Annotated in this window: 23 protein-coding genes; 14 read left to right on the plus strand and 9 right to left on the minus strand. The window is 75.2% G+C overall.

Annotated features, from left to right (window positions below; all coding sequences use genetic code 11):
* Positions 1 to 151: 151 nt before the first annotated feature.
* The gene (locus ACFVUY_RS33200) at positions 152 to 1075 is read right to left on the minus strand and encodes a DUF4231 domain-containing protein (protein ID WP_387735998.1); all 924 of its coding nucleotides are present in this window, start codon (positions 1073 to 1075) and stop codon (positions 152 to 154) included.
* A gap of 131 nt (positions 1076 to 1206) precedes the next feature.
* On the opposite strand from ACFVUY_RS33200, the gene ACFVUY_RS33205 reads away from it, so the two are divergent.
* A complete protein-coding gene (locus ACFVUY_RS33205) occupies positions 1207 to 1656 on the plus strand; it encodes a VOC family protein (RefSeq protein ID WP_387736000.1) in 450 nt (149 codons plus the stop codon).
* 76 nt (positions 1657 to 1732) lie between these two features.
* Here ACFVUY_RS33205 and ACFVUY_RS33210 read toward each other — a convergent pair whose 3' ends face one another.
* Positions 1733 to 3193, minus strand: coding sequence for an NCS2 family permease (locus ACFVUY_RS33210; RefSeq protein ID WP_387736003.1), 1461 nt, complete (start codon positions 3191 to 3193; stop codon positions 1733 to 1735).
* A gap of 199 nt (positions 3194 to 3392) precedes the next feature.
* On the opposite strand from ACFVUY_RS33210, the gene ACFVUY_RS33215 reads away from it, so the two are divergent.
* Positions 3393 to 3719 (plus strand): DUF2530 domain-containing protein, encoded by a 327-nt coding sequence (locus tag ACFVUY_RS33215; RefSeq protein WP_359905737.1) that lies wholly within the window; start codon positions 3393 to 3395, stop codon positions 3717 to 3719.
* A 52-nt stretch (positions 3720 to 3771) separates the two neighbouring features.
* A complete protein-coding gene (locus ACFVUY_RS33220) occupies positions 3772 to 6231 on the plus strand; it encodes a cation-translocating P-type ATPase (RefSeq protein ID WP_387736005.1) in 2460 nt (819 codons plus the stop codon).
* Between the two features lie 60 nt (positions 6232 to 6291).
* Here ACFVUY_RS33220 and ACFVUY_RS33225 read toward each other — a convergent pair whose 3' ends face one another.
* Together ACFVUY_RS33225 and ACFVUY_RS33230 are read right to left on the minus strand one after the other, a co-directional pair.
* Positions 6292 to 9588 (minus strand): sacsin N-terminal ATP-binding-like domain-containing protein, encoded by a 3297-nt coding sequence (locus tag ACFVUY_RS33225; RefSeq protein WP_387736008.1) that lies wholly within the window; start codon positions 9586 to 9588, stop codon positions 6292 to 6294.
* A gap of 229 nt (positions 9589 to 9817) precedes the next feature.
* Positions 9818 to 10699: a DUF3027 domain-containing protein gene (locus tag ACFVUY_RS33230; protein WP_359905871.1), complete on the minus strand. Its 882-nt coding sequence runs from the start codon at positions 10697 to 10699 to the stop codon at positions 9818 to 9820.
* Between the two features lie 548 nt (positions 10700 to 11247).
* Here ACFVUY_RS33230 and ACFVUY_RS33235 point away from each other — a divergent pair.
* The 4 genes from ACFVUY_RS33235 to ACFVUY_RS33250 all read left to right on the plus strand — a co-directional run bounded on the left by ACFVUY_RS33235 (position 11248) and on the right by ACFVUY_RS33250 (position 14872).
* The gene (locus tag ACFVUY_RS33235) at positions 11248 to 12597 is read left to right on the plus strand and encodes an MFS transporter (protein WP_387691668.1); all 1350 of its coding nucleotides are present in this window, start codon (positions 11248 to 11250) and stop codon (positions 12595 to 12597) included.
* A gap of 73 nt (positions 12598 to 12670) precedes the next feature.
* Positions 12671 to 13216 (plus strand): hypothetical protein, encoded by a 546-nt coding sequence (locus tag ACFVUY_RS33240; protein WP_387691595.1) that lies wholly within the window; start codon positions 12671 to 12673, stop codon positions 13214 to 13216.
* An 11-nt stretch (positions 13217 to 13227) separates the two neighbouring features.
* The gene (locus tag ACFVUY_RS33245; protein ID WP_387691597.1) at positions 13228 to 14028 is read left to right on the plus strand and encodes a futalosine hydrolase; all 801 of its coding nucleotides are present in this window, start codon (positions 13228 to 13230) and stop codon (positions 14026 to 14028) included.
* Positions 14021 to 14872: a 1,4-dihydroxy-6-naphthoate synthase gene (locus ACFVUY_RS33250; RefSeq protein ID WP_359905752.1), complete on the plus strand. Its 852-nt coding sequence runs from the start codon at positions 14021 to 14023 to the stop codon at positions 14870 to 14872. Before ACFVUY_RS33245 ends, ACFVUY_RS33250 begins: the two co-directional genes overlap by 8 nt.
* A gap of 18 nt (positions 14873 to 14890) precedes the next feature.
* Here the strand turns inward: ACFVUY_RS33250 and ACFVUY_RS33255 are convergent, their stop codons facing one another.
* A complete protein-coding gene (locus ACFVUY_RS33255) occupies positions 14891 to 15274 on the minus strand; it encodes a cold-shock protein (protein ID WP_359905755.1) in 384 nt (127 codons plus the stop codon).
* A gap of 471 nt (positions 15275 to 15745) precedes the next feature.
* Between ACFVUY_RS33255 and ACFVUY_RS33260 the strand changes: the two genes are divergently transcribed.
* The gene (locus tag ACFVUY_RS33260; protein WP_380538335.1) at positions 15746 to 15985 is read left to right on the plus strand and encodes a hypothetical protein; all 240 of its coding nucleotides are present in this window, start codon (positions 15746 to 15748) and stop codon (positions 15983 to 15985) included.
* A 101-nt stretch (positions 15986 to 16086) separates the two neighbouring features.
* Here the strand turns inward: ACFVUY_RS33260 and ACFVUY_RS33265 are convergent, their stop codons facing one another.
* Positions 16087 to 16716: an HAD family hydrolase gene (locus ACFVUY_RS33265; RefSeq protein ID WP_387691600.1), complete on the minus strand. Its 630-nt coding sequence runs from the start codon at positions 16714 to 16716 to the stop codon at positions 16087 to 16089.
* 99 nt (positions 16717 to 16815) lie between these two features.
* Here ACFVUY_RS33265 and ACFVUY_RS33270 point away from each other — a divergent pair, with 99 nt between their 5' ends.
* The 4 genes from ACFVUY_RS33270 (at position 16816) to ACFVUY_RS33285 (ending at position 20847) form a co-directional block, all read left to right on the plus strand.
* A complete protein-coding gene (locus tag ACFVUY_RS33270; protein ID WP_387736010.1) occupies positions 16816 to 17874 on the plus strand; it encodes a FecCD family ABC transporter permease in 1059 nt (352 codons plus the stop codon).
* Positions 17871 to 18971, plus strand: coding sequence for a FecCD family ABC transporter permease (locus tag ACFVUY_RS33275; protein WP_387736013.1), 1101 nt, complete (start codon positions 17871 to 17873; stop codon positions 18969 to 18971). Before ACFVUY_RS33270 ends, ACFVUY_RS33275 begins: the two co-directional genes overlap by 4 nt.
* Entirely contained in the window at positions 18971 to 19789 is an 819-nt protein-coding gene (locus ACFVUY_RS33280; protein WP_387736015.1) for an ABC transporter ATP-binding protein, read from the plus strand. The genes ACFVUY_RS33275 and ACFVUY_RS33280 overlap by 1 nt, the downstream gene beginning before the upstream one ends.
* Positions 19790 to 19860: 71 nt before the next feature.
* Entirely contained in the window at positions 19861 to 20847 is a 987-nt protein-coding gene (locus ACFVUY_RS33285; protein WP_359905773.1) for an iron-siderophore ABC transporter substrate-binding protein, read from the plus strand.
* On the opposite strand, the gene ACFVUY_RS33290 is transcribed toward ACFVUY_RS33285, so the two are convergent.
* On the minus strand, positions 20738 to 21712 hold the full coding sequence (locus ACFVUY_RS33290) for a DUF6597 domain-containing transcriptional factor (protein WP_387736017.1): 975 nt from the start codon (positions 21710 to 21712) through the stop codon (positions 20738 to 20740). The two genes, ACFVUY_RS33285 and ACFVUY_RS33290, sit on opposite strands and share 110 nt — an antisense overlap.
* Before the next feature lie 65 nt (positions 21713 to 21777).
* Here ACFVUY_RS33290 and ACFVUY_RS33295 point away from each other — a divergent pair, with 65 nt between their 5' ends.
* A complete protein-coding gene (locus tag ACFVUY_RS33295; RefSeq protein WP_387736020.1) occupies positions 21778 to 22365 on the plus strand; it encodes a TIGR03086 family metal-binding protein in 588 nt (195 codons plus the stop codon).
* Between the two features lie 47 nt (positions 22366 to 22412).
* Here the strand turns inward: ACFVUY_RS33295 and ACFVUY_RS33300 are convergent, their stop codons facing one another.
* A complete protein-coding gene (locus ACFVUY_RS33300; protein WP_387691614.1) occupies positions 22413 to 23288 on the minus strand; it encodes a LysR family transcriptional regulator in 876 nt (291 codons plus the stop codon).
* A gap of 258 nt (positions 23289 to 23546) precedes the next feature.
* Between ACFVUY_RS33300 and ACFVUY_RS33305 the strand changes: the two genes are divergently transcribed.
* Positions 23547 to 23915 carry a nuclear transport factor 2 family protein gene (locus tag ACFVUY_RS33305; RefSeq protein WP_387691616.1) on the plus strand — a complete coding sequence of 123 codons (369 nt, stop codon included), beginning with the start codon at positions 23547 to 23549 and terminating at the stop codon, positions 23913 to 23915.
* An 85-nt stretch (positions 23916 to 24000) separates the two neighbouring features.
* Here ACFVUY_RS33305 and ACFVUY_RS33310 read toward each other — a convergent pair whose 3' ends face one another.
* Complete coding sequence (locus ACFVUY_RS33310; RefSeq protein WP_387736023.1) at positions 24001 to 24798, minus strand: hypothetical protein; 798 nt, start codon at positions 24796 to 24798, stop codon at positions 24001 to 24003.
* Positions 24799 to 24894 lie beyond the last annotated feature (96 nt).

A 24894-nucleotide genomic window follows, 5' to 3' on the forward strand; every position in this document is an offset into this window, starting at 1 on the left:
CAGGCGATGAAACCAGGGCATGGACACGTAATGATTACGGTCCGTACCTGGGCGCTCTACCCTCACGCACCCCGCACACCTGCGCCCCGCGTTTCGCCGGATCTCCCCAAGTCCCCGCTCCGGTCGAGTACCCTCCGCCGCCCGGCCCGGCTCAGCGCGGGAACGCCCTGCGGGCCCGCCAGGTGGTGTGCTCCCGGGAGACCGCGTCCTCGGCCTCGGCGGCCAGCCGGGCCCAGCCCTCCTCGGCGTCCGGCGCCCGGAGGTCGAGGTCGGACAGCTGGTTGCCGACGTTCTCCAGCTCGCGCGCGGCCAGTTGGTAGGCGGCGGCCAGCGGGCCGAGCTGCTTGAGCTGCGTCCAGGCGATGATCGCCGCGGCCGCGGCCGAGGTGGCGCCGAACACGTGCACCGGCAGCGCGCCGGTGGCCTGGGCGACGGCCGCCGCGGCACCGACGATGATCAGCACCGCGACACCGAGCCCCCAGGAGACCGCCTGCGAGTCGCAGGCCTCGGCCCGGGAGCGGTACCAGGTGCGCTGGCCCTCGACCCGGGTGCGCAGGTAGAGGGTGCGCCGCGCGGTCAGGCTCTCGGCGCGCCGGCGGCGCATCTCCGGGGTGATCTCGGCGACGCTGCCGGGCGGCACGATCTCCGGGTCCTCGAAGGCCCGCAGCACGTCCTCGACCTGGAGCAGGTAGCCGTGGTCGACGTCCGCGGACTCGGCCGGGCCGTCGAACGGCCGGGCCCGGACGGTGTACTTCCAGGCCAGCGTCTTGACCGACTCGGCCGCCGCCCGGGCCTGGTACCAGCGGCCCTGCGGGTTGCTGCGGCGCAGCCGGGACCAGAAGTAGCCGGCCACCAGGAAGGCGGCGACCGAGAACAGCGGCCAGACGTCGAAGTCGGCCTTGTCGTCCGGGCCCGGGAACGACCCGATCACCGCGGCGACCACCAGCATCGCGATCAGCCCGCGGTACCAGCGCAGCGTCTCGCGCTGGCCGTCCAGCGAGGCCTTGTCCGTCGTCCAGAACAGCTCCGGCAGCAGCTGTGCCTCGACGCCCCCCGGCGGATCCTGTTGCACCATCGGTCGAGTCCCCTCCCCCTTCTCCGTCCAGGCAGTATTCCCGCCGCCAACTCGCCTACACGAGTGCCTTTTTGACAACTTCTGACGGCCGGCCGTTGCCCGCCCTCCCGGTAACCGGTAGAAACGGTTACATGCCGCTGCACTGGAAGCTCGTCATCGACTGCGCCGATCCGCACCGCCAGGCCGCCTTCTGGGCCGCCGCCCTGGAGTACAGGCAGGAGGACCACGGCTCGCTGATCACCCGGCTGCTCGCCGCCGGCGCGGTCGGCCCGAAGGACGTCACCGAGCTGGACGGCCGTCCGGCCTGGCGCTCCCTGGCCGCCGTCCGCCACCCCGAGGACCCGTTCGATCCGGCCTCGGACACCGGCCTCGGCCGCCGTGTCCTGTTCCAGGCCGTCCCCGAGCCCAAGCGGGGCAAGAACCGCCTGCACCTCGACGTCCACCCCGGCCCGGGCGAGCGCGAGGCCACCGTCGCCCGCCTCGGATCCCTCGGCGCCACCGTCCTGCGGCACGTCGAGGAGCCCGGCGGCGCCTGGACCGTCATGGGAGACCCGGAGGGCAACGAGTTCTGCGTCCACTGACCGGACGGCCGCCCGCGGGAACGCCGGAGCCCCGCCCTCCCGGAACGGGGGGACGGGGCTCGGTCGGCGTACGGCGTCAGAGCAGGCCGAAGGCCGGCATCAGGTAGTAGAAGGCGAACACCGTCGCCACCGCGTACATCGGGACGGGCACCTCGCGGCCGCGGCCGGCGGCCAGGCGCATCACGCAGAAGACGATGAAGCCCATGCCGATGCCGTTGGTGATGCTGTAGGTGAACGGCATCATCACGATGGTCACGAAGGCCGGGATCGCGATCGTGTAGTCGGCCCAGTCGATCGCCTTGATCGAGTTGGCCAGGATCAGGAAGCCGACGGTGACCAGGGCCGGGGTGGCGGCCTGGGCCGGGACCATGGTGGCGAGCGGGGTGAGGAAGAGCGCCACCACGAAGAGCAGGCCGGTGACGATCGAGGCGAAGCCGGTCCGGGCGCCCTCGCCGACGCCGGCGGTGGACTCGACGAAGCAGGTGTTGGCGGAGGCCGAGGTGGCGCCGCCGGCCGCGGTGGCGATGCCGTCGACCATCAGGACCTTGTTGATGCCGGGCAGGTCGCCCTTCTCGTCCAGCAGGTGGGCCTCGTCGGCCACGCCGAGGATGGTGCCCATCGCGTCGAAGAAGCAGGACATCAGCACGGTGAAGACGAAGAGCAGGCCGGTCAGCACGCCGACCTTCTCGAAGCCGCCGAACAGGCTGACCTTGCCGACCAGTCCGAAGTCCGGCGCGGAGACCGGGTTGCCCGGCCAGGTCGGGACGGTGAGGCCCCACTTGGCCGCCGGGACGTCGGCCACCTTGTCGATGACCGCGGCGAGCGCGGTGGAGACCGCGATGCTGATCAGGATGGCGCCGGGCACCTTGCGGATCAGCAGGACCAGGGTGAGCAGCAGGCCGACCACGAAGATCAGCACCGGGAAGCCGAGCAGGTGCCCGTTGCTGCCGAGCTGGAGCGGGACGGTGGTGTGGGCGGCGTCCGGGATGCGGCTGACGAAGCCGGAGTCGACCAGGCCGACCAGGCTGATGAACAGACCGATACCGATCGCGATGGCCTTGCGCAGGCCGAGCGGGACGGCGTTCATGACGCGCTCGCGCAGACCGGTGGCGACCAGCAGCATGATCGCGAAACCGGCCAGCACGACCATGCCCATGGCGTCCGGCCAGGTCATCTTCGGAGCGAGCTGGAGCGCCACGATCGTGTTGACGCCGAGGCCGGCGGCCAGGCCGATCGGGACGTTGCCGATGACACCCATCAGCAGGGTGGTGAGACCCGCGGTGAGGGCGGTGGCGGTGACCAGCTGGCCGCTGTCCAGGTGGGCCCCGGTGACGTCGGTGCCGCTGGCCAGGATGATCGGGTTCAGCACCAGGATGTACGCCATGGTGAAGAAGGTGGCGACACCACCGCGGATCTCGCGCGGCAGGGTGGAGCCTCGCTCGCTGATCCGGAAGAAGCGGTCGACGGCGCTCGTGGGGGGCTTCGGCGCGGCGTCGGCGGGTTCGGGCGACTCGGTGGTCGGCTGGACCACAGGCATGCGTGCGTCCTCTGTGGGGGAGCTGAGGAGAGGGTGGGGGACGCCCGGGGCGACGGTGGCCGGGCGCAGATCTTTAAGTATGGTTTCCCGATCGCACACGCGCTATCTTCGCGCGTAGAGCCTGCGGGGGGCCTGCAGGGGGTCCGCGGGGGGTCCCGGCACCCGCGCAGCCGCCCCACCGCACCGTACGCTAGACCCCATGCCCAAGACGCCACTGCACCCCTCTCCCCCTCCGCTGGAGGCCAACGACGTCGCCATCGTCGGCGGCGGCACGGTGCTGTGGTTCATCGCCTTCCTCGCCCTGCTCCCCTTCCAGGGCAGCCTCTCCGCGCACGGCCACGGCACCTGGCCCTGGATCTGCCTCTCCGGCGGCCTGCTCGGCCTGATCGGCCTCTGGTACTGCCGCGCCCGGCGGGACGCGATCGCCCGCAGCCGCGCCGCCGAGGCGGCCGGACCGGCGCCGGGGCACACGGCCGAACGGGCGACCGGGGACGACGGCCAGGGTCCGGCCACCCGGTCGGACTGAATGGTCCTTTAGTAGCACGCACCGGACATAAGGCGCCCGTAGAGTCGGTGCCATGACGCAGCCTGCCCAGCCAGCGGAAGAGCGGCCGACCGACGAAGACCGCCCGGACGGAGCGCACCCCCTCGGCCTGCTGCCCGGCAGACGCGGCGGCCTGACGGCCTCCGAGGTGGCCGAGCGGGTCGCGAAGGGTCAGGTCAACGACGTCCCTGTACGGTCCAGCCGGTCCACCCGGGAGATCGTCCGGGCCAACGTCTTCACCCGCTTCAACGCGATCATCGGCGTGATGTTCGGGATCATCCTGATCGTCGGTCCGATCCAGGACGGCCTGTTCGGCCTGGTCATCGTGGCCAACACGGCGATCGGCATCATCCAGGAGCTGCGCGCCAAGAAGACCCTGGACAGCCTGGCCCTGATCGGTGAGGCGCGACCGCAGGTCCGCCGGGACGGCGCCGTCCAGCAGATCGGCGTCTCCGAGATCGTCCTCGACGACACCGTGCTGCTCGGCATCGGCGACAAGGTGATCGTGGACGGCGAGGTCACCGAGGCGGACGGCCTGGAGGTCGACGAGTCGCTGCTCACCGGCGAACCCGATCCGGTCCTCAAGCAGCCCGGCGCCCAGGTGATGTCCGGCAGCTTCGTGGTGGCCGGCGCCGGCGCGTTCACCGCCACCAAGGTCGGCCGCGAGGCCTACGCGGCCCAGCTCGCCGAGGAGGCCAGCAAGTTCACCCTGGTGAAGTCGGAGCTGCGCTCCGGCATCGACAGCATCCTGCGGATCATCACCTACCTGCTGATCCCCACCGCCCTCGGCCTGATCATCAGCCAGCTGGCCGTCGAGGGCCGGGACTGGCGGGAGGCCGTACGGCGCATGGTGGCCGGCATCGTGCCGATGGTCCCCGAGGGGCTGGTGCTGCTGACCTCGGTCGCCTTCGCGATCGGCGTGGTCCGGCTCGGCCGCAAGCAGTGCCTGGTCCAGGAGCTCCCGGCGATCGAGGGCCTGGCCCGGGTGGACACCGTCTGCCTGGACAAGACCGGCACCCTCACCGAGGGCGGCATGGACGTGATCGACCTGCGGGTGCTCTCCGACGGGGAGCCCGGCGCCGTCGCCCCGGAGACGGTCCAGCACGCCCTGGCCGTGATGGCGGGCGCCGACGCCCGCCCCAACCCGTCCATGCAGGCGGTCATCGACGCGTACGGGCGCGGCGACGACGGCGCCCGCTCCGGCCACGACGGCTGGCGGGTGATCGAGGCGATGCCCTTCTCCTCCGCCCGCAAGTGGAGCGGCGTGCAGCTGCTGGAGCCGCAGGGCGGCGAGGCCAGCTGGCTGCTCGGCGCGCCCGACGTGCTGCTGCCCGCCGGACACCCGGCACTGGCCGAGGTGGACGAGCTGGGCGCCCGGGGCCTGCGGGTGCTGCTGCTGGGCCGCACGCCCGTCCCGCTGGACTCCCCCGACCCGGCGGCCGACCTCACCCCGCTGGCCCTGGTGGTGCTCCAGCAGCGGCTGCGCTCGGACGCCGCCGAGACCCTGCGCTACTTCGAGAGCCAGCGGGTCCGGGCCAAGGTCATCTCCGGCGACGCGGCGGTCTCGGTCGGCGCGGTGGCCGGCCACCTGGGCCTGCCCGGCGCCGACCACCCGCTGGACGCCCGCTCCCTGCCCGCCGACCCGAAGGAGCTCGCCGAGACCGCCGACCGGACCAGCGTCTTCGGCCGGGTCACCCCGCAGCAGAAGCGCCAGCTGGTCGGGGCGCTGCAGTCCCGCGGCCACACCGTGGCGATGACCGGCGACGGCGTCAACGACGTGCTCGCCCTCAAGGACGCCGACATCGGCGTGGCGATGGGCACCGGCTCCGACGCCACCAAGGCGGTCGCCCAGATCGTGCTGCTGAACGACTCCTTCGCCTCGCTGCCGTCGGTGGTGGCCGAGGGCCGCCGGGTGATCGGCAACATCGAGCGGGTCGCTTCACTCTTCCTGGTGAAGACCGTCTACTCGGTCCTGCTGGCGCTCCTGGTGATCTTCACCCATTCGCCGTACCCGTTCCTGCCCCGGCACTCCACCGTGCTGTCCTCGCTGACCATCGGCATCCCGGCCTTCTTCCTCGCGCTCGCCCCCAACGACGAACGGGCCCGCACCGGGTTCGTGAAGCGCGTGCTGCGGCTGGCGATCCCCGGCGGGGTCATCGCCGGCACCGGCACCTTCGTCGCCTACTCGCTCGCCCGCGCCGACCACGCGACCGACCTCAAGGCCGACACCAGCGTGGCCACCCTGACGCTCTTCCTGATCGCCCTCTGGGTCCTCGCCATCGTCGCCCGCCCGTACAACTGGTGGCGCCTGCTGCTGATCGCCAGCATGGGCGGCGCCTTCGCGCTGGTGCTGCTGGTGCCCCCGCTGAAGTCCTTCTTCGACCTCTCCCTGGTCGGCTTCCGCGACCCGCTGATCGGCGTCGCCATCGCGGTGGTCTGCGGCATCGCCCTGGAGATCACCTGGCACTTCATGAAGCGCCGCGGCATGGAGTGACCCGCCCGCGGGCCCGCCGGTCGGGGCGGGCCCGCGGGGGGGCGGGCCCGCGGGGGGCGCTCAGCCCTCGAAGTCGCGGGCGGCCGAGAGCTCGTAGGCGCGGTCCGGCTCGCTGAGGGCGGCCAGCACCTCGAAGCGGCGGTGCCACTGCCCGACCGACCAGGCCAGCCCGGCGGCCAGGCCCTCCGGAGTGGCCGCGTGCAGCAGACCGGGCACCGGCGGGACCTCGAACTCGTCGTCCTCGTCGCCGGCCTCGGCCAGCTCCGGGTCGTACGGCGGCTCCGGGGCGTCCGCCCCGGTGTCCCAGCGCCAGTCCACCGCCGCCTCGCCGCCGTCCGGCCCGACGACCAGCAGCTCCTCGTGCTCCTCGTAGGCGACCGGGCAGCCGGGCAGCAGTTCCCGCACCACCGCCGGGACCCGGTGCAGCACGCCCTCGGAGAGCACCCGGCCGCCCGCCACCTCACTGGCCAGCGACACGTGCAGCCGCTCGGCGAGGTCGGCGGCCAGCGCCGGGGCGACCGGCAGCAGCGGGTACGGGTGCAGCAGCTGGACCAGGTCGGGGGCGTCCGCGACGACCGCCTCGGTGGCGTCCACCACCACCGTGTGGTCCGGCCGGCGCCCGGTGTCCGGGTCCAGCGGCGGCAGCGCCCGCACCACGTCCAGCGGCTCGATCCGCCCACGGTCCACCCGGGCCAGCGCGGTGTGGATGCCGTGCAGCTGACGGTGGCCGACCTCGGCCTCCGGGTCGGTCATCCGGTCCAGCACCTCGTCCGGCCCGTGCGGCTCGGCGAGCAGCGCGGCCAGCGTGGTGCGCACCCCGAGCGCGTGCAGGAACTGGTCGTCCAGGGTGGTGCGGGCCTCGTCGTACAGGCCGCGCAGCAGCGGGTCGGCCCCGGCGGCGCGCAGACCGGCCGGCTCCCGGCCCGCCAGCACCGGGTGGTCGCGCAGCCACCACGCGGTGTACGGCGGCAGGTCGGCGTACGAGCCGTCCGGCAGCAGGGTGCGCACCGGGGCGACCACCGCGTCCCGGTACGGCGGGCGGGCCAGCGCCGCGAGCGCCTCCGGCCAGGCGTCGTCGTCCACCAGGTCGAGGTCGCGCACGGCCAGCAGCTCGGCGGCCACCGGCGGGACGCCGACCGCCTCGTCGGCCTGCAGCGCCTCCAGCGCGTCCTCGGCCCACTCGGCGAGCCCGTCCGGCGCCTCGTCCAGCAGGCCGGTGGGGTGGCCGCCGGCCGCGCGGTCGGCCGGGACGGTGGGGTCGAGCCGCTCCAGGTCGTCCGGGTCGAGCACCACGTCCTCGGCGCGCACCAGCACGAAGTCGGCCAGCACGCCGACAGCGGTCAGCACCTCCGGCCCCCAGCGCTCCAGCAGCTCGTCGTCCACCCAGCCGGCGTCCTCCTCGCGGGCGAGCGCGGCGAACGGGCTCCCGGGCAGCACGAGTTCGCCGGCCCGGGCGGGCTCGCCCTCGTCGTCGAGCAGCGCGAGCCGGGCCAGCCAGGGGTGGGCACCCGGCTCCGGGGCAGCGGCCTTCACCAGGGCCAGGACGGCGTCGGCGAGTTCGAGCGCCGCGTCCAGGTCGTCCTCGGCCAGGTCGTAGGAGCGGGCGACGGCGGCCCGCACCTCGGGGGTGTCCAGCACCCCGGCCGGGGTGGCGGTGCCGGCGCCGAGCTTGGCCAGCAGCGGGTGGGCCGCCTCGGGGTGGGCCAGGCGCAGGTCGAGCGCGGCGAGCGCGCCCGCCAGCGACTCGGGGTAGCCGGGGAAGGCCGCCCAGTCGGCGTCCTCGGAGGGCAGCAGGACGCGCCGCGGCCCGGTGACCGTCCGCCCGTCGGCGAGCGGGACGGGCAGCGCGCCGAGCGCCTCCGGGTCGGCCGCGCCCAGCGCCGCGTACAGGTTGCGCCACCAGGCGGGCTCGCGGTCCAGCCCGCCGAGCTGGTCCACCACCTCGGCCAGCGGCACCCGGCGCACGTTCAGCACCCGCAGCTCGGTGCGGCGCTCCAGGCCGGCCGGCAGCAGCCCCGGGAAGATCGGCGAGAGCGCCTCGACCACCGAGCCGTCCGCGCCCTCCAGCAGCGTCGCGTCCCGCGGCCGCAGCGCGGGCGTGCCCTCCTCGACCGGCGCCGGGTGCGGCAGGAACGGCGTCTCGGGCAGCCGGGAGAGCACCTCGGCGCGCAGCGCGTTGTCCAGCGCGCCCTGGCCGAGCGGGGCCGGGACGAGGCCGAGCGAGCCGAGGTCGGCGCCGCGGGCGCGCAGCAGCTCCGCGTAGCTGTCGGCGGCGCGCTCGGTGAGGAAGTCGGCCAGCGGGCCGGGGGCGACGTGCCGGCGGGTGGAGTCCAGCGGGTACGAGGCGATCAGCAGCGCGGGCAGACCGACCGGCTCGTCGCTGGGGGTGGGCGCGTGCAGCACGGAGGCGATCCCGGGCCGCTGCGGGACGCCGTCCGGGCCGACCGGGACGGCCCAGGTCACCGTCCAGTACGGGCGGGCGCGCTCCTCGGTGGGCCGGTCGCCCAGCAGCTCGGCCGCGAGCGTGCCGGAGGCCCCGACGGTCTGCCAGACCGTCTGCCGCAGCCGGCCGCCCGCGTCGTCGGTGACGGTGACCTCGGTGACCCCGTCCGGGCGGGTCTCCGCGGCGTCCCGGGTGAGCGTCCGGGTGCCGTCCGGGGTCTCCACCACGACCTCGCGCAGGCCGGGCAGGGTGAGCAGCAGCGCGTCGTCGATCCCGGCCAGCAGACGGCGGGTCAGGTCCTCGGCGGCGGCGTCCCGCAGCGGCAGCACCACCACCGTGTCGTAGCCCGCCGGGGCCGGGCCCTCGGCCGCGAACGGCAGCCGCAGCAGCGGCACGTGGCCGTCCCGGCGGCGCAGTTCGTCGGCCAGCTCGGGCTGGGCCGCGGCCAGCGCCCGCGCCTCGCCGAGCGACCAGCGCACCCCGCCGGTCGCGCTCAGCACGGCGGGCTCGTCGGTGACCGCGAGGACGGCGGCGAAGCCGACCCCGAACCGGCCGACGGCGGGCGTCTCACCGCGCTTGGAGGAGGCGCGCAGGGTGGACAGCGACTCGACGGCGGCCTCGTCCAGCGGGGCGCCGGTGTTGGCGGCGGCGAGCACGCCGTCGGCGAGGGTCAGCCGCAGCCGGCCCGGGCCGTGCCCGGCCCGGACCGCCGCGTCGGCCGCGTTCTGCGCCAACTCGACCACCAGACGGTCCCGGTAGCCGCCCAGCGCCAGCTCCTCCTCCGCGTTGGCGTCCTCCCGGAACCGGGCCGGCGAGGCGGCCCAGGCGGCCAGCACCCGTCGGCGCAGCGCGGCGCTGCCGAAGGGGTCCGCGAGGTGCTCGTCCGTGCCGCTGCCGATGATCCGAGGTTCCACTGGACCTGCCGCCTTCCGCTGCCCTGTTCGTCGTAGGGCATTCTTCCCTGCCCCACTGACTGCTCCCGACCACGGGCCCCGCCGCCGGCGGGCCGGGGACGGCGCCGGCGGCGGACCTGACGGCCTTTCCGCCGCCCGCCCGGCACCCGCCGTCCGCCGTCCGGAAAGCACCGCGGCCCGCGCCGGTCGTTGACCGGGCGGGCCGCTGGAGCCTGGGCGCGTGCCCGGCTCAGGAGTGGCCGAGCTCCTCGGCCGGGGCGTCGGGTTCGACCGAGCCGGAGGCACGGTCGGGGTGCAGCGGGAGCGGCTCGACCACCAGCTCGTCCAGGATCAGCTCGGACGGCGCCGGCGGGGCCGGGATGACGGCCGCCTCGGAGTGCCCGCCGCAGCCGTACGCGAAGGAGACGATCTGGCCGTCGGCCGGGCCGAACTCGTTGCCGCACACGCCGAAGGCCTGTCCGAGCGAGCCGCCGATCGGGACCAGGAAGCCGCAGCTCGCGCACGAGGCCGGGGCGGCCTGCGCCATCGGGGTCTGCGAGCCGTGGGACTTCTCCCAGCGCTCCGCGGCCAGGTGCAGGCCGAGCCGGGAGAGCACCCGGCTGCGGCCGAGGCCCAGCTCCTCGGCGACGGCGTCGATCCGGGCACGGGCCGGGGCGGGCTGGACGTGCGGGTCGGTGACGACCAGGTCCTCGTCCTGCGCCAGGGCGACCGCGGAGTTCGGCGCGGGCTCGTCCTCGCCGGTCCAGCCGGGCTCCAGCCGCAGGTCGTCGGCGCCGGTGGGCAGCAGGTCGCCCGGGCCCATGTCGCCCGGACGCAGCCGGTCGCTCCACGGCACCCACTGGGGCGCGAGCACCGCGTCGGGGCCGGGCAGCAGCACGACCTCGTCCAGGGTCACGTTCTTGGCGCGCGGCGCACGGGCGACGGTGACCGCCCAGTGCCAGCCGCGGTAGGCCGCGTCGAGGCACTCGAAGGTGTGGGTGACGACGCGGTCGGCGTCCGCCTGGACACCCAGGTGCAGCCCGACGGCCTCCGCACCGACGGCCTCCTCGGCGGCCTGACGGGCGAGTTCGACGGCCTCGGCACAGAGCCGGTCGGGGGTACGGCTTCGCATCGCAGCACTCACGGCGTCGATTCTCTCCCAGTTCTTCTGTCGCCCACGGCGTGTTGCCTGTTCCGTCGCGGCTCGGTGTCCCTCGTCCATTCTGCGTGACCGGGAGCCCCCTCGGGTACCGGCCGCGCCGCTCGACCGGCCTGCCGGCGCCCCGGCGGGTCGGCGGGTCGACCTTGGGCAGGCTACCCGTCGGTCGGCGCCCCGGCACAGTCCGGGGCGGACCCGGCCCTTCCGGGACCGCGCCGAACCGGGCCCGCTCCCGCGTCGGCTCGGGGATTCTGGGGCAGGATGGGCTTGTGGCGGACCACGACCCGTCGCAGCACGCACTGCGCGACCCACGGGCCGGCAGCCCCGACCCTACGGACGCCGTGCCGCGACAGCAGCCCCCGGTCCCCGGCGCGGACGAACCGCAGCCGGCGGACGGCCCCGGGCCGCCCGCGGACACCGTGGACCCCTCCGGGGCCGAAGCCCCGGACAGCCCCGACCGGGCCCCGCGGGAGCCGGACGGGGACGAGGACGAGGCCCCCGAGCCCCGCCGGCACTTCCTGATCCGCACCGCCTCCGCCGCCGGCTCCCGCACCGGCAAGGTGGTGCACGGCACCGGCCGCCGGATCCGCCGGGCCACCGCCGCCGAGGGCGCGGGCGAGTCCGGCCTCGCGAAGCTGATCGAGCTGCACGCGCTCAACTCCTTCGGCGACATGCTGATCACCGTCGCTCTGGCGTCCACCATCTTCTTCTCGGTGCCCACCGGCGAGGCCCGCGGCCGGGTCGCGCTCTACCTGCTGATCACGATGGCCCCGTTCGCCCTGCTGGCCCCGGTGATCGGCCCGCTGCTGGACCGGCTGCCGCACGGCCGCCGGGCGGCCATGGCGATGGCGATGCTGGCCCGGGCGGTGCTGGCCTGGACGATGGCCGGGGTGATCGTCGGCGGCGGCATCGCGCTCTACCCGGAGGCGCTCGGCGTGCTGGTCGCGTCCAAGGCGTACGGCGTGGTGCGCAGCGTGGTGGTGCCGCGACTGCTGCCGAGCCGGCTGTCCCTGGTGAAGGCGAACTCCCGGGTCACCCTGGCCGGACTGCTGGCCACCGGCGTGGCGGCCGGGGTGGGCGGGCTGCTGCACCTGGTCGGGCCCGGCTGGCCGCTGCGCGGCGCCTTCCTGGTGTTCGTGGTCGGCACCCTGATGGCCTTCCACCTGCCGCCCGCGGTGGACTCCGCCAAGGGCGAGCAGCGCGCCGTCCTGCACGCCGAGGTGCACGGCGAGGGCTCGCACCTGATCCACCACAGGCCGCCGCCGGTCAAGGCCTCGCTGCGCACGGTCGGCCCCTCGGTGATCCTGGCGCTGCGGGCGATGTCGGCGATGAAGTGGCTGGTCGGCTTCCTGGTGATGTTCCTGGCCTTCCTGCTGCGGGAGGAGCCGATCGGCGGGCTGCAGCCGACGGTGGCGCTGGGCCTGGTGGCGCTGGCCGCCGGGACGGGCAACGCGCTGGGCTCGGTGCTCGGGTCCTGGCTGCGCACCCGGGGCCCGGAGAAGACCATCAGCGCGATGCTGCTGCTGGCGACCTGCGCGACGGCCGCGGCCGCGCTCTGGTACGGCGTGGTGACGGTGGTCGTGGTCGCCGCGGTGGCCGGGATGGCGGCCTCGCTGGGCAAGCTGGCGCTGGACGCGCTGATCCAGCGGGACGTCCCGGAGGCGGTGCGGACCTCGGCGTTCGCCCGTTCGGAGACCCTGATGCAGCTGTCCTGGGTGGCGGGCGGCGCGGTCGGCATCCTGCTGCCGCTGAACGGGAAGCTGGGCCTGTCGATCGCCGCCGGGGTGGTCGGCCTGGCGCTGCTGTGGACGCTGCGCTCACTCCTGCGGGTGGGGCCGCGGCGGCACCCGGCGACGCCCCGGGTCGCCTGACCGCGACGGCGCGGCAACACGCGGTGCCGACCCCCGCGTCGCGTGATCGGCCGGGCCCGGTAGATTCTGACGCATGAGCCTCAATTCCCGTGCCATCGCCGCCCTCGGCGCCGTCGTCGTGGTCGGCGCCGCCACGGTGGGCACCTCCGTCGCCATTGCCGCCGGCCAGACCGAGCACATCTCGCACCGTGCCACCCTCACGGTCGGCAACTCCTCGATCGTCGCGGACCCGCTGTGCTGGAACGCCGGCAGCCCGCTCACCGACGACCAGCAGCAGAAGTGCCAGGAGGACGCGACCAAGGCCCTGCGCGACGGCACGCTGCCCACCTCGGACGTCGTGGGGAGCGACCGGGTCGGCATCGGGGTCTCCCCCAACGTGGCCGACACGGGCTGGTGGGCCTTCACCAACGGCGGCTCGTCCAACCAGGGCGGTCGCTACACCCTGTTCTCGGCCGCCAAGGGCCCGACCTGGTCCGGCGCCCAGCCGGCGAACAAGGTGCTCAACTCCAGCGGCAAGACCGTGGTGACCGTGGTCGAGGGCGACCCGAACCAGGAGGCCCCGATCGCCGTCTGGTACTTCCAGCTGAAGACCGAGGGCGCCACCTCCAACAACGGCTGACCGGTCCTGCGATGACCGCGCCCGCCGTCACCGACGGCCGCACCGAGCAGTCGGGCCCCGCACGGGCCCGGCTGCTCGTCGTCGTCGCGGTGGCCGCCGAGGCCGAGGCCGTGCTGCGCGGCCTGCCCGGTGCGACCGCCGCGCTGCCGCTGCCCGGCGGCACGCTGCACCGGGCCCAGGAGGTGCCGGTGGACGTGCTGGCCGCCGGGGTCGGCCCGGCCGCGGCCGCCGCCGGTGCCGGTGCCGCGCTGGCGGCCCACCCGTACGCGCTGGCCGTCTCGGCCGGGATCGCCGGCGGCTTCGCCCCGCTCGCCCCGGTCGGCTCCACGGTGCTGGCCGACGCGATCGTGGCCGCGGACCTCGGCGCCGAGACCCCCGAGGGCTTCGCCGACGTCACCGAGCTGGGCTTCGGCACCGTCCGGCACGCCCCGCCCCCGGCCGCCGTCGCGCTGGTCGCGCGGGCGCTGGACGGTCCGGGCCTCGCCGTCGGCCCGGTACTGACCGTCTCCACCGTCACCGGCAGCGCCGCGCGGGCCGCCGAACTGGCCGCCCGCCACCCCGGTGCCGTCGCCGAGGCGATGGAGGGCTTCGGGGTGGCCGAGGCCGCCGCCCGGTACGGCGTGCCGGCCCTCGAACTGCGCACGGTGTCCAATCCGGTGGGCCCGCGCGACCGGGCCGCCTGGCGGATCGGCGAGGCGCTGGCCGCCCTGGAGCGGGCCTTCGCCGCGCTGCCCGTGCACGACCTGGCCGCGCGCCACGAACCGGACCCGGCCGCGCGGCACGAACCGATTGAGGAGGCCGGCCGTGGCTGAACGGCTGAGCATCGCGTACTCGCCCTGCCCGAACGACACCTTCGTCTTCCACGCCTGGGCGCACGGCCTGGTGCCCGGGGCGGACGCCCCCGAGGTGACCTTCGCCGACATCGACGTCACCAACGGCCGGGCCGAACGCGGCGAGCTGGACGTGCTGAAGATCAGCTACGGCGCGCTGCCCTGGGTCCTGGAGGAGTACGCCCTGCTGCCCTGCGGCGGCGCGCTGGGCCGCGGCTGCGGCCCGCTGGTGCTCACCCTGCCGGGCGTGGCCTCCCCCGCCGACCTGGCCGGGAAGACCGTCGCGGTGCCCTCCGAGCGCTCCACCGCCTACCTGCTGTTCCGGCTCTGGGCGGCGAAGGCGGTGCCGGGCGGCTTCGGCGAGATCGTCGTCCTGCCGTTCCACGAGATCATGCCCGCCGTCCGGGACGGCCGGGTGGACGCCGGCCTGGTGATCCACGAGGCACGCTTCACGTACCAGCAGTACGGCCTGCACAGCCTGGCCGACATGGGCGAGGCCTGGGAGCAGGAGACCGGCCTGCCGATCCCGCTGGGCGCGATCGTCGCCCGGCGCTCGCTCGGCGCCGAGCGGCTGCGGGCGATCGCCGACGCGATCCGCGCCTCCGTGCGGCAGGCCTGGGCGGACCCGGCGGCGAGCCGCGAGTACGTGCTGGCGCACGCCCAGGAGATGGACCTGGACGTCGCCGAGCAGCACATCGGGCTGTACGTCACCGAGTTCAGCGAGGACCTCGGCGAGGAGGGCTACGCCGCCGTCCGCGCGCTGCTCACCCGGGCCGCCGCGGAGGGGCTGGTGCCCCCGCTCGACCCGGGTGCGCTCGCGTTCTAGCCGTCGGCCGGCCGACGGTCAGACGTCGAACTGGTCGGCCACCGCGCGCAGCAGGCCGGCCAGCTTCTGGCCGGTCGGCTTGGCGGGGTAGCGCCCGCGCTGGAGACCGGGCAGCACCGCGTCCAGCGTGGTGATCAGGTCCTGGACGATCGGTGCCATGTCGTCGGCGCTCCGGCGCTGGGCGGCGGCCACCGAGGGCAGCGCCTCCAGCAGCTGCACCGCCATCGCCTGGTCCCCGCGGTGCCCGGCGACCACGCCGAACTCGACCCGCTGGCCCGGCTTCAGCGACGTGACACCGGAGGGCAGCGCCTTGGTGTGGACGAAGACGTCGCCGCCGTCGTCGCGCGACAGGAAGCCGAAGCCCTTCGTCTCGTTGAACCACTTGACCTGGCCGGTGGGCATCTCGAACAGTCCTCGAATGGGTGTGGGGGATCCCGGCCCGGGCCGGGGATCACTGGGTGGTGGGAAAAGACGACCGGCCTCGACTCGGCGCCCGTGGGCGCTCATGGCCGGCACGCGGTCAGGAGCAGACTAACCGTCCGTCACTGCCTCATCCGCGTTCCGCGAGGGATCCGCGTTCCGAGGCCCGGTCGGGGCGGCGGGACCGGGATCTCGCGGTCACGGGCAACCCGGCGCCGGCACGGCCGTGGCGCGGCTCCGCGCGGTCCATCGGCTCACACCCCCCGGGTCTGAGGACGCGGGGCGCACCTGTAGCGCCCCTCGGCACCCCGTGCATACCCCCGCTCAACAGGGATCAAAACGTTCAGCTGCCGGGAAACTGCGCAACGTGACCGACCCGCTCCGGTGGCGGCCCCCGGCCGCCGCTCTGCCAGACTGGGGACAGTGCCGACCGGCCCGGAGGAGTGAGCAGACGTGAGCAGCCAGAGCACCGACCCCGGCGACGTGTACGTCAAGGCCGGGGCGATCGTCTTCGGTCTCGGCGCACTCGCCACCCTGGTCACCTTCGTCCCGCTGTTCCTGCACCTGACGCCGCTGCCGACGGCGGCCTACTGGCTGAGCATGCTGATGCCGGCCGGTTTCCTGGCCGCGCTGACCGGGCTGCTGCTGAACGCGCGGTCCCAGCGCCGCCGGAGCGCGCCCGTCGAGTCCTGAGGACGGCCGGGACGGCCGCCGAGGACCGGCTGCGGGCCCGCGCGGACCGCTACGGGCCCGCCTGACCGCCACGGGCCGCCGCAGGCCGCAGCGGGCCTGCGCTAGCGTTCGGCCAGGTGCGCGGCGAGCCAGTCCGGGAAGTCGGTGAGGTCCGCCAGCACCACGTCCGCACCCGCCTCGCGCAGCTCCTGCGCGCTGTACGGGCCGGTGGGCACGCAGACCGCGACGGCGTCCGCGCGCCGGGCGCCCCGGATGTCGCCCAGGTGGTCGCCGACGTAGACGCTCGCGCCGTGCTCGCGCAGCGCGTCGCCCTTGGTCTCCGCCCACAGGTCGCCGATCACGGTGTCCGCGGCCAGCCCGGCGTGCTCCAGGTGGAGGCGCGCGTTCGGCTCGTACTTGCCGGTGATCACCGCGACCCGGCCGCCGTGGGCGCGGACCGCCTCGACGGCGGCGTGCGCGCCGGGCAGGGCCACGGTCGGGGCGAAGGCGAGGTCGCGGTAGAGCTCGCGGTAGCGGTCGACGACCCGCTCCACGTCGGCCTCCGGGAACCAGTTGCGGATCTCGTCCAGCAGCGGCGGGCCCAGCCGGGTGACCACCAGGTCGGCGTCGATGTAGGTGCCGGTCTCGGCGGAGAGCGCCAGGTAGGTGGCGCGGATACCCGGCCGGGTGTCCAGCAGCGTCATGTCGAGGTCGAAGCCGACGGTGAGCGGAGTGGGTGGGGTCGCGGACATGCCGTCAGGCTACCCAACCGGCGCCGCGGACCACGAGGCGATTTGCCCGGGCTTCTCGGCTGAACTTAGGTTTACCTGAGTTGTCTGCGGAGAGGGCCCATGACCGACACCAGCGCACCGCCCGGCGCACCGCCCGGCGCACCGCCCGGCTCGCCGTACCGCGCGCCTCGGCGCCGACCACTGTGGCTCGCCGCCGCCCTCGCCGTCCTGGCCGCCGCGGTGCTGCTGAGCCTGGCGGTCGGCAGCCGGACCATCCCGTTCGGCGACACCCTCGACGCCCTGCTGCACGGCGGCGACACCGCCAACGCCGTGGTGATCCGCGAGCTGCGGGTGCCGCGCACCGTTGTCGGCCTGGCCGTCGGCGCGGCGCTCGGCCTGGCCGGGGCCGTCATGCAGGGCCTGACCCGCAATCCGATCGCCGACCCCGGCATCCTCGGCGTCTCCCAGGGCGCGGCGGCCGGCGTGGTGGTCGCCATCTCCGGCTTCGGCGTCTCCACCCTCACCGGGTACGTCTGGTTCGGCTTCGTCGGCGCCGTGATCGCCACCGTGCTGGTGTACGGGCTCGCCGGGCGCGGCCGGGGCGGCGCCACGCCGATCAAGCTGGCGCTGGCCGGCTCGGCGACGTCCGCCTTCATCGCCTCGCTCAACACCCTGGTGCTGACCACCGACGCGGCCACCATGGACCAGTTCCGCTTCTGGCACGTCGGCTCGCTCTCCGGGCGGACCTCGGACGTGGCCTGGCAGCTGCTGCCGTTCCTGGCCGTCGGCACGGTGCTGGTGGTCGCGGTGGCGCGCGGACTGGACGCGCTGGCGCTCGGCGACGACACCGCGAAGGGGCTGGGTGCCAAGACCGGCCTGGTCCGGGCGGTCGGCGCGCTCGGCGCGACCGTCCTGACCGGTTCGGCGGTCGCGGCGGCCGGTCCGATCGCCTTCATCGGCCTCGCCGTCCCGCACGCGGCCCGCGCGGTGGCCGGCGCCGACCACCGCTGGATCCTCGGCTTCTCCGCCGTCCTCGGCCCGGCGCTGCTGCTGCTCGCCGACACCCTCGGCCGGGTCCTGTTCCCGCCGTCCGAGGTCCCGGCGGGCGTGATGACGGCCCTGGTCGGCGTCCCGGTGCTGGTGGCCCTGGTCCGCCGCCGGAAGGTGGTGGCGGCATGAGTTCCGTCCCCGGCGCGACTCCCGGCCCCGGCGCGACTCCCCGCCCCCGCAACGGTTCCGTCCCCCTGCGCGGGTACTCCGTCGTCCGGGCCGGACGGGCGTCGTTCCTGCTGCACCGGCGCTCGGTGGCCGTCGCCGCCGGGCTGCTGGCGGCGCTGGCGGCGACCGTGGTGGCCGCGCTCTGCCTGGGCGAGTCCACCGTCCCGCCGGGCGAAGTGGTCAAGGTGGTGCTCGGGCGGCCCAGCCCGCACGAGCTGGTGGTCGGCGAGTTCCGGCTGCCCCGGGTGGTGGTCGGGCTGCTGGTCGGCCTGGCGCTCGGGCTGGCCGGGGCGCTGATCCAGACCGTCGCCCGCAATCCGCTGGCCAGCCCCGACGTGGTGGGCGTGACCTGGGGCGCGACCGCGACCGTGGTCGGCCTGATGGCGTACGGCGTGGTCGGCTCGACCGGCCAGGCCCCGTACGCGGCGGTGGCCGGCGGGCTGGTGGCCGGGCTGCTGGTGTACGCGCTGGCCTGGCGGCGCGGCCTGCACGCGCATCGCTTCGTGCTGATCGGCATCGGCATCAGCGTCGCGCTGTCCTCCCTCACCTCCGTCTTCCTGACCAAGGGCGACGGCTTCCAGGCCCAGGCCGCCAAGGTCTGGATGACCGGCAGCCTGAACGGCGCCGGCTACGACCAGGCCGGATGGCTCGCCCGGGTGCTGCTCGCCGCCCTGCCGGTCGCGCTGTGGGCCGCCCGCGCCCAGCGGTCGATCTCCTTCGACGACGCCACCGCCGTCGGCCTCGGCCTGCGCCTGGACCGGATCCGCCTCGGCATGGCGCTGCTGGGCATCGTGCTGGCCTCGTGCGCGGCCGGGGCCGCCGGGCCGGTGGACTTCGTCGCGCTGATGGCCCCGCAGATCGCGCTGCGGCTGGCCCGCTCGGCGCAGATCCCGCTGTTCTGCTCGGCGCTGACCGGCGCGCTGGTGGTGGTCCTCGCCGACCTGATCGCCCGGCGGCTGCTCGCTCCGACGGAGCTGCCGGTGGGCGTGGTGACCGGCATGGTCGGCGCCCCGTACCTGATGTGGCTGCTGATCCGATCCCGCCGTGGAGGTTCCTGATGTCCGCTCACCGTCTGGAGGCCCGGGGCCTCACCCTGGCCTACGAGGCGCGCACGGTCGTCGAGGACCTGGACGTGGCCGTTCCGGACGGGCGGGTGACGGTGATCGTCGGCCCGAACGCGTGCGGCAAGTCGACCCTGCTGCGGGCGCTCGGCCGGCTGCTGAAGCCGGTCCGGGGCGCGGTGCTGCTGGACGGCGAGGAGCTGGCGCGGATCCCGACCAAGCGGATCGCCCAGCGGCTCGGCCTGCTGCCGCAGTCGCCGACCGCCCCGGAGGGCATCTCGGTGGCGGACCTGGTCGCGCGCGGCCGCCAGCCGCACCAGAGCTGGTGGCAGCAGTGGTCGCCGGAGGACGAGGCGGCGGTCGCCGAGGCGCTGGAGCGCACCTCCACCGCCGAACTGGCCGAGCGGAGCATGGACGAGCTGTCCGGCGGCCAGCGCCAGCGCGCCTGGATCGCGATGGCGCTCGCCCAGGGCACCGACATCCTGCTGCTGGACGAGCCGACCACCTACCTGGACATCGCGCACCAGGTGGAGGTGCTGGACCTGGTCCGCCGGCTGAACGTCGAGCGCGGCCGGACGGTCGTCGCGGTGCTGCACGACCTCAACCAGGCCGCCCGGTACGCGGACCACCTGGTGGCGATGCGGGACGGCCGGGTGGTGGCGCAGGGCCCGCCCGCGGACGTGGTGACGGCCGAGCTGGTGCGGGAGGTGTTCGGGCTGGACTCGGTGGTGGTGCCGGACCCGGTGACCGGCACCCCGCTGGTCGTGCCGGGCGCCCCGTGGGTGGCGCTGACCCCGGACGGCGCTCCCGCTTAACGGCACTTTAGCTGCCATTTCGGACATAATCGACGGCGCCCCGACCCGCCCGCGCCGCCAGAGGACCGCCGATGCCCCGGATCTCCCGCCGCACCCTCCTGACCGGCCTCGGCGCGGGCGCGCTCGCGGCGGCCGCCGGCTGCACCACCCGGCACCCGGCCCCCGGGGCCGCGGACGGCCCCGCCACCGGCGCCTGGCCGTCCCCGGCTCCGGTGCCGCCGGTGACGGTGAACGCCGCCACCGGCCCGGTCGTGGTGCCGGGCGCGCCGATGCGGGTGGTCGTGCTGGACACCGACGTGCTCGACTCCGCGCTGACCCTCGGCATCACCCCGGTCGGCGCCGCGCTGCCCGGCCGCGACACCAGCTACCCCGAGTACTGGCCGGCCTCCCGGACGGCCGGGATCCGGCTGGTCGGCCCGGTCGGCGCACCCGACCTGCCGACCGTACGGGCACTGCGGCCGGACCTGATCCTCTCCAACCAGACCCGCGACGGCGACCGCTACGAGCAGCTGCGGGAGATCGCCCCCACCGTGCTCACCCAGACCTCCGGGGCGCCGTGGAAGGCCGACTTCCAGCTGCACGCCCAGGCGCTGAGCCGGGAGGCGGCCGGGGCGGCCTTCGCCGGCGCGTACCAGAAGCACGCCGGACAGGTCGCGCAGGCGCTGGCGGCGGCGAAGCTGTCGGGGCGCAAGGTGAGCCTGGTGCGGTTCGTGGAGGGCGGCGGCATCCGGCTGTTCGGGCGGCAGAGCTTCCCGGGGACGGTGCTCTCCGACGCCCAGATCGGCCGGCCCGACGCACAGAACGTCGACCAGTCGGACTTCGAGATCCCGCCGGACCAGCTCGCCCGCGCCGACGGCGACCTGCTGCTGTACGCCACGTACGGCGATCCGGAGCTGTCCGGCGCCACCGCGGCACTCGCGAGCCCGGGGTGGCAGGCGCTGGGAGCCGTCAAGGGGCACCGGGCGTTCCCGGTGGACGACCAGCTGTGGTTCCAGGGGATCGGGTACACCGGGGCCAACTACGTGCTGGACGAGCTGCAGCGCTTCCTGGGGGCGTAGCCGGAGTCCGGCGCGACCCCGCGTACCGGGCCGGGGAGACACCGACGGCGGCGGTGAAGTCCCGGGTGAGGTGCGCCTGGTCGGCGTAGCCCAGCTCGGCGGCGAGCGCGGCCAGGTCCAACCCGCCGTCCGTACCGGCGCGTTCGGCGGCCTCGTGGAGACGGGCCCGGCGCAGCACCCACTTCGGGGAGGCGCCGACGTACTCGGCGAACAGCCGCTGGAGACGGCGGACGGTCAGGCCCAGCTCGGCGGCCAGCTCGTCCACCCGGCGAAGGTCCGGCGTGCGGGTGATCCGGTCCACCACGGCGGCGACCTCGGCGGCGACCGGGTCGGGCGCGGGCAGCCGGGGGCGGAGGAAGGCGTCGGCGAGCGCGGCCGGATCGCCGGGCGCCCCGAGGACCTCCGCGTTGAAGCGGTCGGCCCCGGGCCCGAAGTACTCGGCGGCGGACACGGAACGGTCGGCGAGCCCGCTCACCGGGTGCCCCGCGAGGGCGCGGAAGGCGCCGGCACGGAACCGTACGCCCAGCACGTGCCCGGCGCCCTCCAGCCGGCGGACGAAGAGCGAGCGGTCCACCCCGTACACCCGCGCCCCCTGCGCCTCGAAGACCAGGTGGACGTTGGGGTGGGCGAGCACCTTCTGCTCGTACGGCGGCAGGCCGTGCAGGTCCCAGCGGACCAGCCAGTAGTACTCGACGAACACCGCCACGGCCGGGTCGGGCGCGAGCCGGTCCACGGTGATCAGCTCGGCCGCCCGGGCGGGGTGGAGCACGCCCCGGCCGAGGTCGGGAGTGTCCGGGGAGGCCCGGGGGTCCGGTGAGCCCGGGGAGACCGGAGTGTCCGGGGAGGCCGGGGAGTCCATGCCCATGCCGCCAGGCTAGTCGTCGCGTTTCTTCAAGACCCGCCGGTGCGGCCCGGCCCAGAATCGGGGCCATGAACGCCCACCCGATGCACCCGCTCCTGACCCGCGCCGCCTCCGCCGCTGCCGGTGTCGCCGCCGCCGTCCCGGCCGACCAGCCGCTGGACGCGCCGACGCCCTGCCCGGAGTTCGACACCCGCGCGCTGATCAACCACTGGGTGCTCTACACCTCGCACGGCCTGGAGCACCGGGCCCGGCGGATCGAGCTGCCCGAGGAGCTGAACGCGCGGGACTTCGCCGCCGACGCCGACTGGCGCTCCGCCTACGCGGCCCAGCTGGAGCGCGCGGTCGCGGCCTGGGCGGACCCGGCCGCCTGGGAGGGCGACGTCGACCTCGGCGGCAGCCCGATGCCGGCCGTCGGCATCGCCCGGATGCTGATCCTGGAGCTGCTGCTGCACGGCTGGGACGTGGCCCGGGCGACCGGCGGGCGGATCGAGGTCGACGAGGAACTCGCCCTGCTGACCGGGGAGATCGTGGCGGAGAACGCCGAGCTGTACCGGCAGTACGCGGGCTTCGCCGAGGCGGTGGCCCTGCCGGAGGACGCCCCCGCGTGGGACCGCGCGCTGGCCGCCTCGGGCCGCGACCCGCGCGGGAAGGCCTGAGCCGGGGGCACCGGGCCCGGCTGGGCATGATCACGAGCGGTACGGGATCAGCCCTGCCGCAGCGCCGCCCTCAGCCGGGCCATCAACAGCCGTACGGCCGGGGAGGGTTGGTCGCGGCGGGCGACCAGCCCGAGCCGGGCCCGGACAGCGGCGTCGGCCAGCGGGACGGCCCGCAGTCCGTCGCCCGCGGCGGAGGAGGCACTGAGGACGGCCACGCCCGCGCCGCGCTCGGCGAGCCGGAGCAGGGCGACCGGGGAGCTGGCCTCGATGTCCACCCGCGGGTCGAGACCGAGCCGCCGGCAGGAGCCCCGGTAGGCGGCACGGATGCCGGTGCCCGGGGAGAGGCAGAGGATCTTCTCGCCCCGCAGGTCCGCGAGCCGCAGCCGCGCCCGGTCCAGGGCGTGCCCGACGGGGACGACGGCGGCGATCGGCTCGTCGATGGCGACGGTGGCCTCCAGGCCCGGGAAGACCTCGCCCGCGTAGCCGATCAGGGCCAGGTCGAGCGAGCCGGCCAGGACCTGCGCCTGGAGGTCCTCGGAGTGCCCCTCGTGCAGGCTGAGTTCGATGCCGGGGTGACTGCGCCCGAGGTCGGCGACGGCGTCCAGGAAGGGCGGGATCGAACAGCCCGTGATCATGCCCAGCCGGACCCGGCCGCGGACGGCGTCCGCGAACTCGGCGGCGGTGTGCTGGATGGCGTCGAGGGTGGCCAGGGCGTTCTTCGCCAGCGGGAGGACCGCTTCGCCGGCCGGGGTGAGGCGCACCTGCCGGCCCGCCCGGTCGAGCAGCAGCTGGCCCAGTTCGCGCTCCAGCTTGGCCACTTGGGTGCTGATGCCGGACTGGCTCACGTGCAGCCGGGCCGCGGCGGCGGTGAAGGTCCCCTCGTCGACCACGGCGGCGAAGTAGCGCAGCTGGTGCATCTCCATGACCGGTGACGATATTCGACCGGGTGCTCCATCCGCTCGGCCGATCGGCCCGCCGGACGAGCCACCCGCCCGGGGACGGGCCGGCGGACGCCCGAACGCCCGAACGCCCGGGCCGCGGCCGCGCGGGGCGGTCACGGCCCGGCCGACAGCCGCGGCCCGCCGATCACGCAGCACACCCTTCTTCCATCATCAGTAGAGATAGGTGCCATCTGATTCATCTGTTGGACGGATGGTCGTGGTGGCCGGGAGCATGGAGGCATGACGACGACGAAGACCGCGCGTGAGCTTGCCGAGACCTACTTCACCGCCTGGGAGGCGGGCGACTTCGAGACCGTCCGGGGACTGCTGGCCGAGGACGTCGACTTCGTCGGCGCGCTGGGGACGGCCTCCGGGGTGGAGGAGGCGCTGGCCGGGCTGAAGGGGCTCGGGCAGGTGCTGGAGAAGATCGACGTGAAGGTCCGGGTGGCCGAGGGCGACGAGGTGATCACCTGGTTCGAGCTGTGCACGAGCATCGCCCCGCCGGCGCCCACGGCGAACTGGATGCACGTCGAGGACGGGAGGATCACCCGGATCCGGGTCACCTTCGACCCGCGCGGCCTGCTGGCCGGCTTCGAGCGGAAGGCCTGAGGCCGACGGGCCCCGGACAGGCCCTGCAGGGCCCGAGGCGCGGGCCCTGCAGGGCCCGGACAGAACCGGCCGCGGCCGGCCGGCCCTACCCGGCCTCGTGCTGCGCGTACCTGGTCGTGAAGCCCAGGACCGCCACGTACCGGCCCTCGGCCGCCTTCGTGACCTCGCTCGGCCGCACGGGCTGCCAGGCCAGGTACGCGGACCGCTGCCCCTCGTCGTTCCGGTAGCGCCGGCTTCCGTACTTCTCGTACCAGTAGTCCTCGCCGGAGGTCAGGAGTTCGGGGCCGGGCGGCCGGGTGACGTTCACGGCCAGTTCCGTCCGCACCGCCTCGCCCGTCGCCAGCGCGAACTCCACGGACGGGGCGATCGGCCTGGCCGCCGCCTCAGCCGCCTCCTCCGGGGTCGGGTCGGCGGGCGGCTGGTGGTCGTACTCGTCGGCCGCGACCAGGCTGTTCCACCTCTGCGAGCTGCGCCAGCCCTGGCCGTCCAGGTACCGGTCCAGATCGGCCAGCCGGGAGCGGACGTCACCCCCGTCGAAGGCCAGGTAGACGTTGACCGTCCGCTCGCAGGCCACCGGCAGCCAGGTGCCCCGGCTGAACAGATCACCGCGGTAGTCGGTGCGGCACACGTCGACCGTCGACCTCCCCAACCCCTGCGCCCACGGCAGCAGTTCGGGCAGCCGGTCGATCCGGTCGGCCATCCGCTCCTCGGCCGCCCGGCGGGCCTCGACGGTCACCGCGGTCTGTGCGAGCCCCGGGACGTCCGGAGCGGCCGGGATGGCCGTGGCGCGGTAGAGCCGCCACCCCGCCCAGCCGCCGAACACGACCGCCGTCCCCAGGACCGCGATCATCACCCACCGCAGCCAGAACCGAACCACATCCACCTCCGGCCTCCGCCCACCCCGCTCGGGCATCGTACGGGCGCGAACGCGCAGCCGTACGGTCGGTGCCGCAGGACGGCCGGTCCGTACGGGACGTCG

Origin of the sequence: Kitasatospora sp. NPDC058063 (assembly GCF_042885395.1) — a bacterium.
Taxonomy (GTDB): Bacteria; Actinomycetota; Actinomycetes; order Streptomycetales; family Streptomycetaceae; genus Kitasatospora; species Kitasatospora lactacystinica.

Coding starts and splice junctions, on each gene's coding strand:
- ACFVUY_RS33200 (WP_387735998.1), bottom strand. CDS start 1,075: ATGGTGCAACAGGATCCGCCGGGGGGCGTCGAGGCACAGCTGCTGCCG.
- ACFVUY_RS33205 (WP_387736000.1), top strand. CDS start 1,207: ATGCCGCTGCACTGGAAGCTCGTCATCGACTGCGCCGATCCGCACCGC.
- ACFVUY_RS33210 (WP_387736003.1), bottom strand. CDS start 3,193: ATGCCTGTGGTCCAGCCGACCACCGAGTCGCCCGAACCCGCCGACGCC.
- ACFVUY_RS33215 (WP_359905737.1), top strand. CDS start 3,393: ATGCCCAAGACGCCACTGCACCCCTCTCCCCCTCCGCTGGAGGCCAAC.
- ACFVUY_RS33220 (WP_387736005.1), top strand. CDS start 3,772: ATGACGCAGCCTGCCCAGCCAGCGGAAGAGCGGCCGACCGACGAAGAC.
- ACFVUY_RS33230 (WP_359905871.1), bottom strand. CDS start 10,699: ATGCGAAGCCGTACCCCCGACCGGCTCTGTGCCGAGGCCGTCGAACTC.
- ACFVUY_RS33240 (WP_387691595.1), top strand. CDS start 12,671: ATGAGCCTCAATTCCCGTGCCATCGCCGCCCTCGGCGCCGTCGTCGTG.
- ACFVUY_RS33245 (WP_387691597.1), top strand. CDS start 13,228: ATGACCGCGCCCGCCGTCACCGACGGCCGCACCGAGCAGTCGGGCCCC.
- ACFVUY_RS33255 (WP_359905755.1), bottom strand. CDS start 15,274: ATGCCCACCGGCCAGGTCAAGTGGTTCAACGAGACGAAGGGCTTCGGC.
- ACFVUY_RS33265 (WP_387691600.1), bottom strand. CDS start 16,716: ATGTCCGCGACCCCACCCACTCCGCTCACCGTCGGCTTCGACCTCGAC.
- ACFVUY_RS33270 (WP_387736010.1), top strand. CDS start 16,816: ATGACCGACACCAGCGCACCGCCCGGCGCACCGCCCGGCGCACCGCCC.
- ACFVUY_RS33275 (WP_387736013.1), top strand. CDS start 17,871: ATGAGTTCCGTCCCCGGCGCGACTCCCGGCCCCGGCGCGACTCCCCGC.
- ACFVUY_RS33280 (WP_387736015.1), top strand. CDS start 18,971: ATGTCCGCTCACCGTCTGGAGGCCCGGGGCCTCACCCTGGCCTACGAG.
- ACFVUY_RS33285 (WP_359905773.1), top strand. CDS start 19,861: ATGCCCCGGATCTCCCGCCGCACCCTCCTGACCGGCCTCGGCGCGGGC.
- ACFVUY_RS33290 (WP_387736017.1), bottom strand. CDS start 21,712: ATGGGCATGGACTCCCCGGCCTCCCCGGACACTCCGGTCTCCCCGGGC.
- ACFVUY_RS33295 (WP_387736020.1), top strand. CDS start 21,778: ATGAACGCCCACCCGATGCACCCGCTCCTGACCCGCGCCGCCTCCGCC.
- ACFVUY_RS33300 (WP_387691614.1), bottom strand. CDS start 23,288: ATGGAGATGCACCAGCTGCGCTACTTCGCCGCCGTGGTCGACGAGGGG.
- ACFVUY_RS33305 (WP_387691616.1), top strand. CDS start 23,547: ATGACGACGACGAAGACCGCGCGTGAGCTTGCCGAGACCTACTTCACC.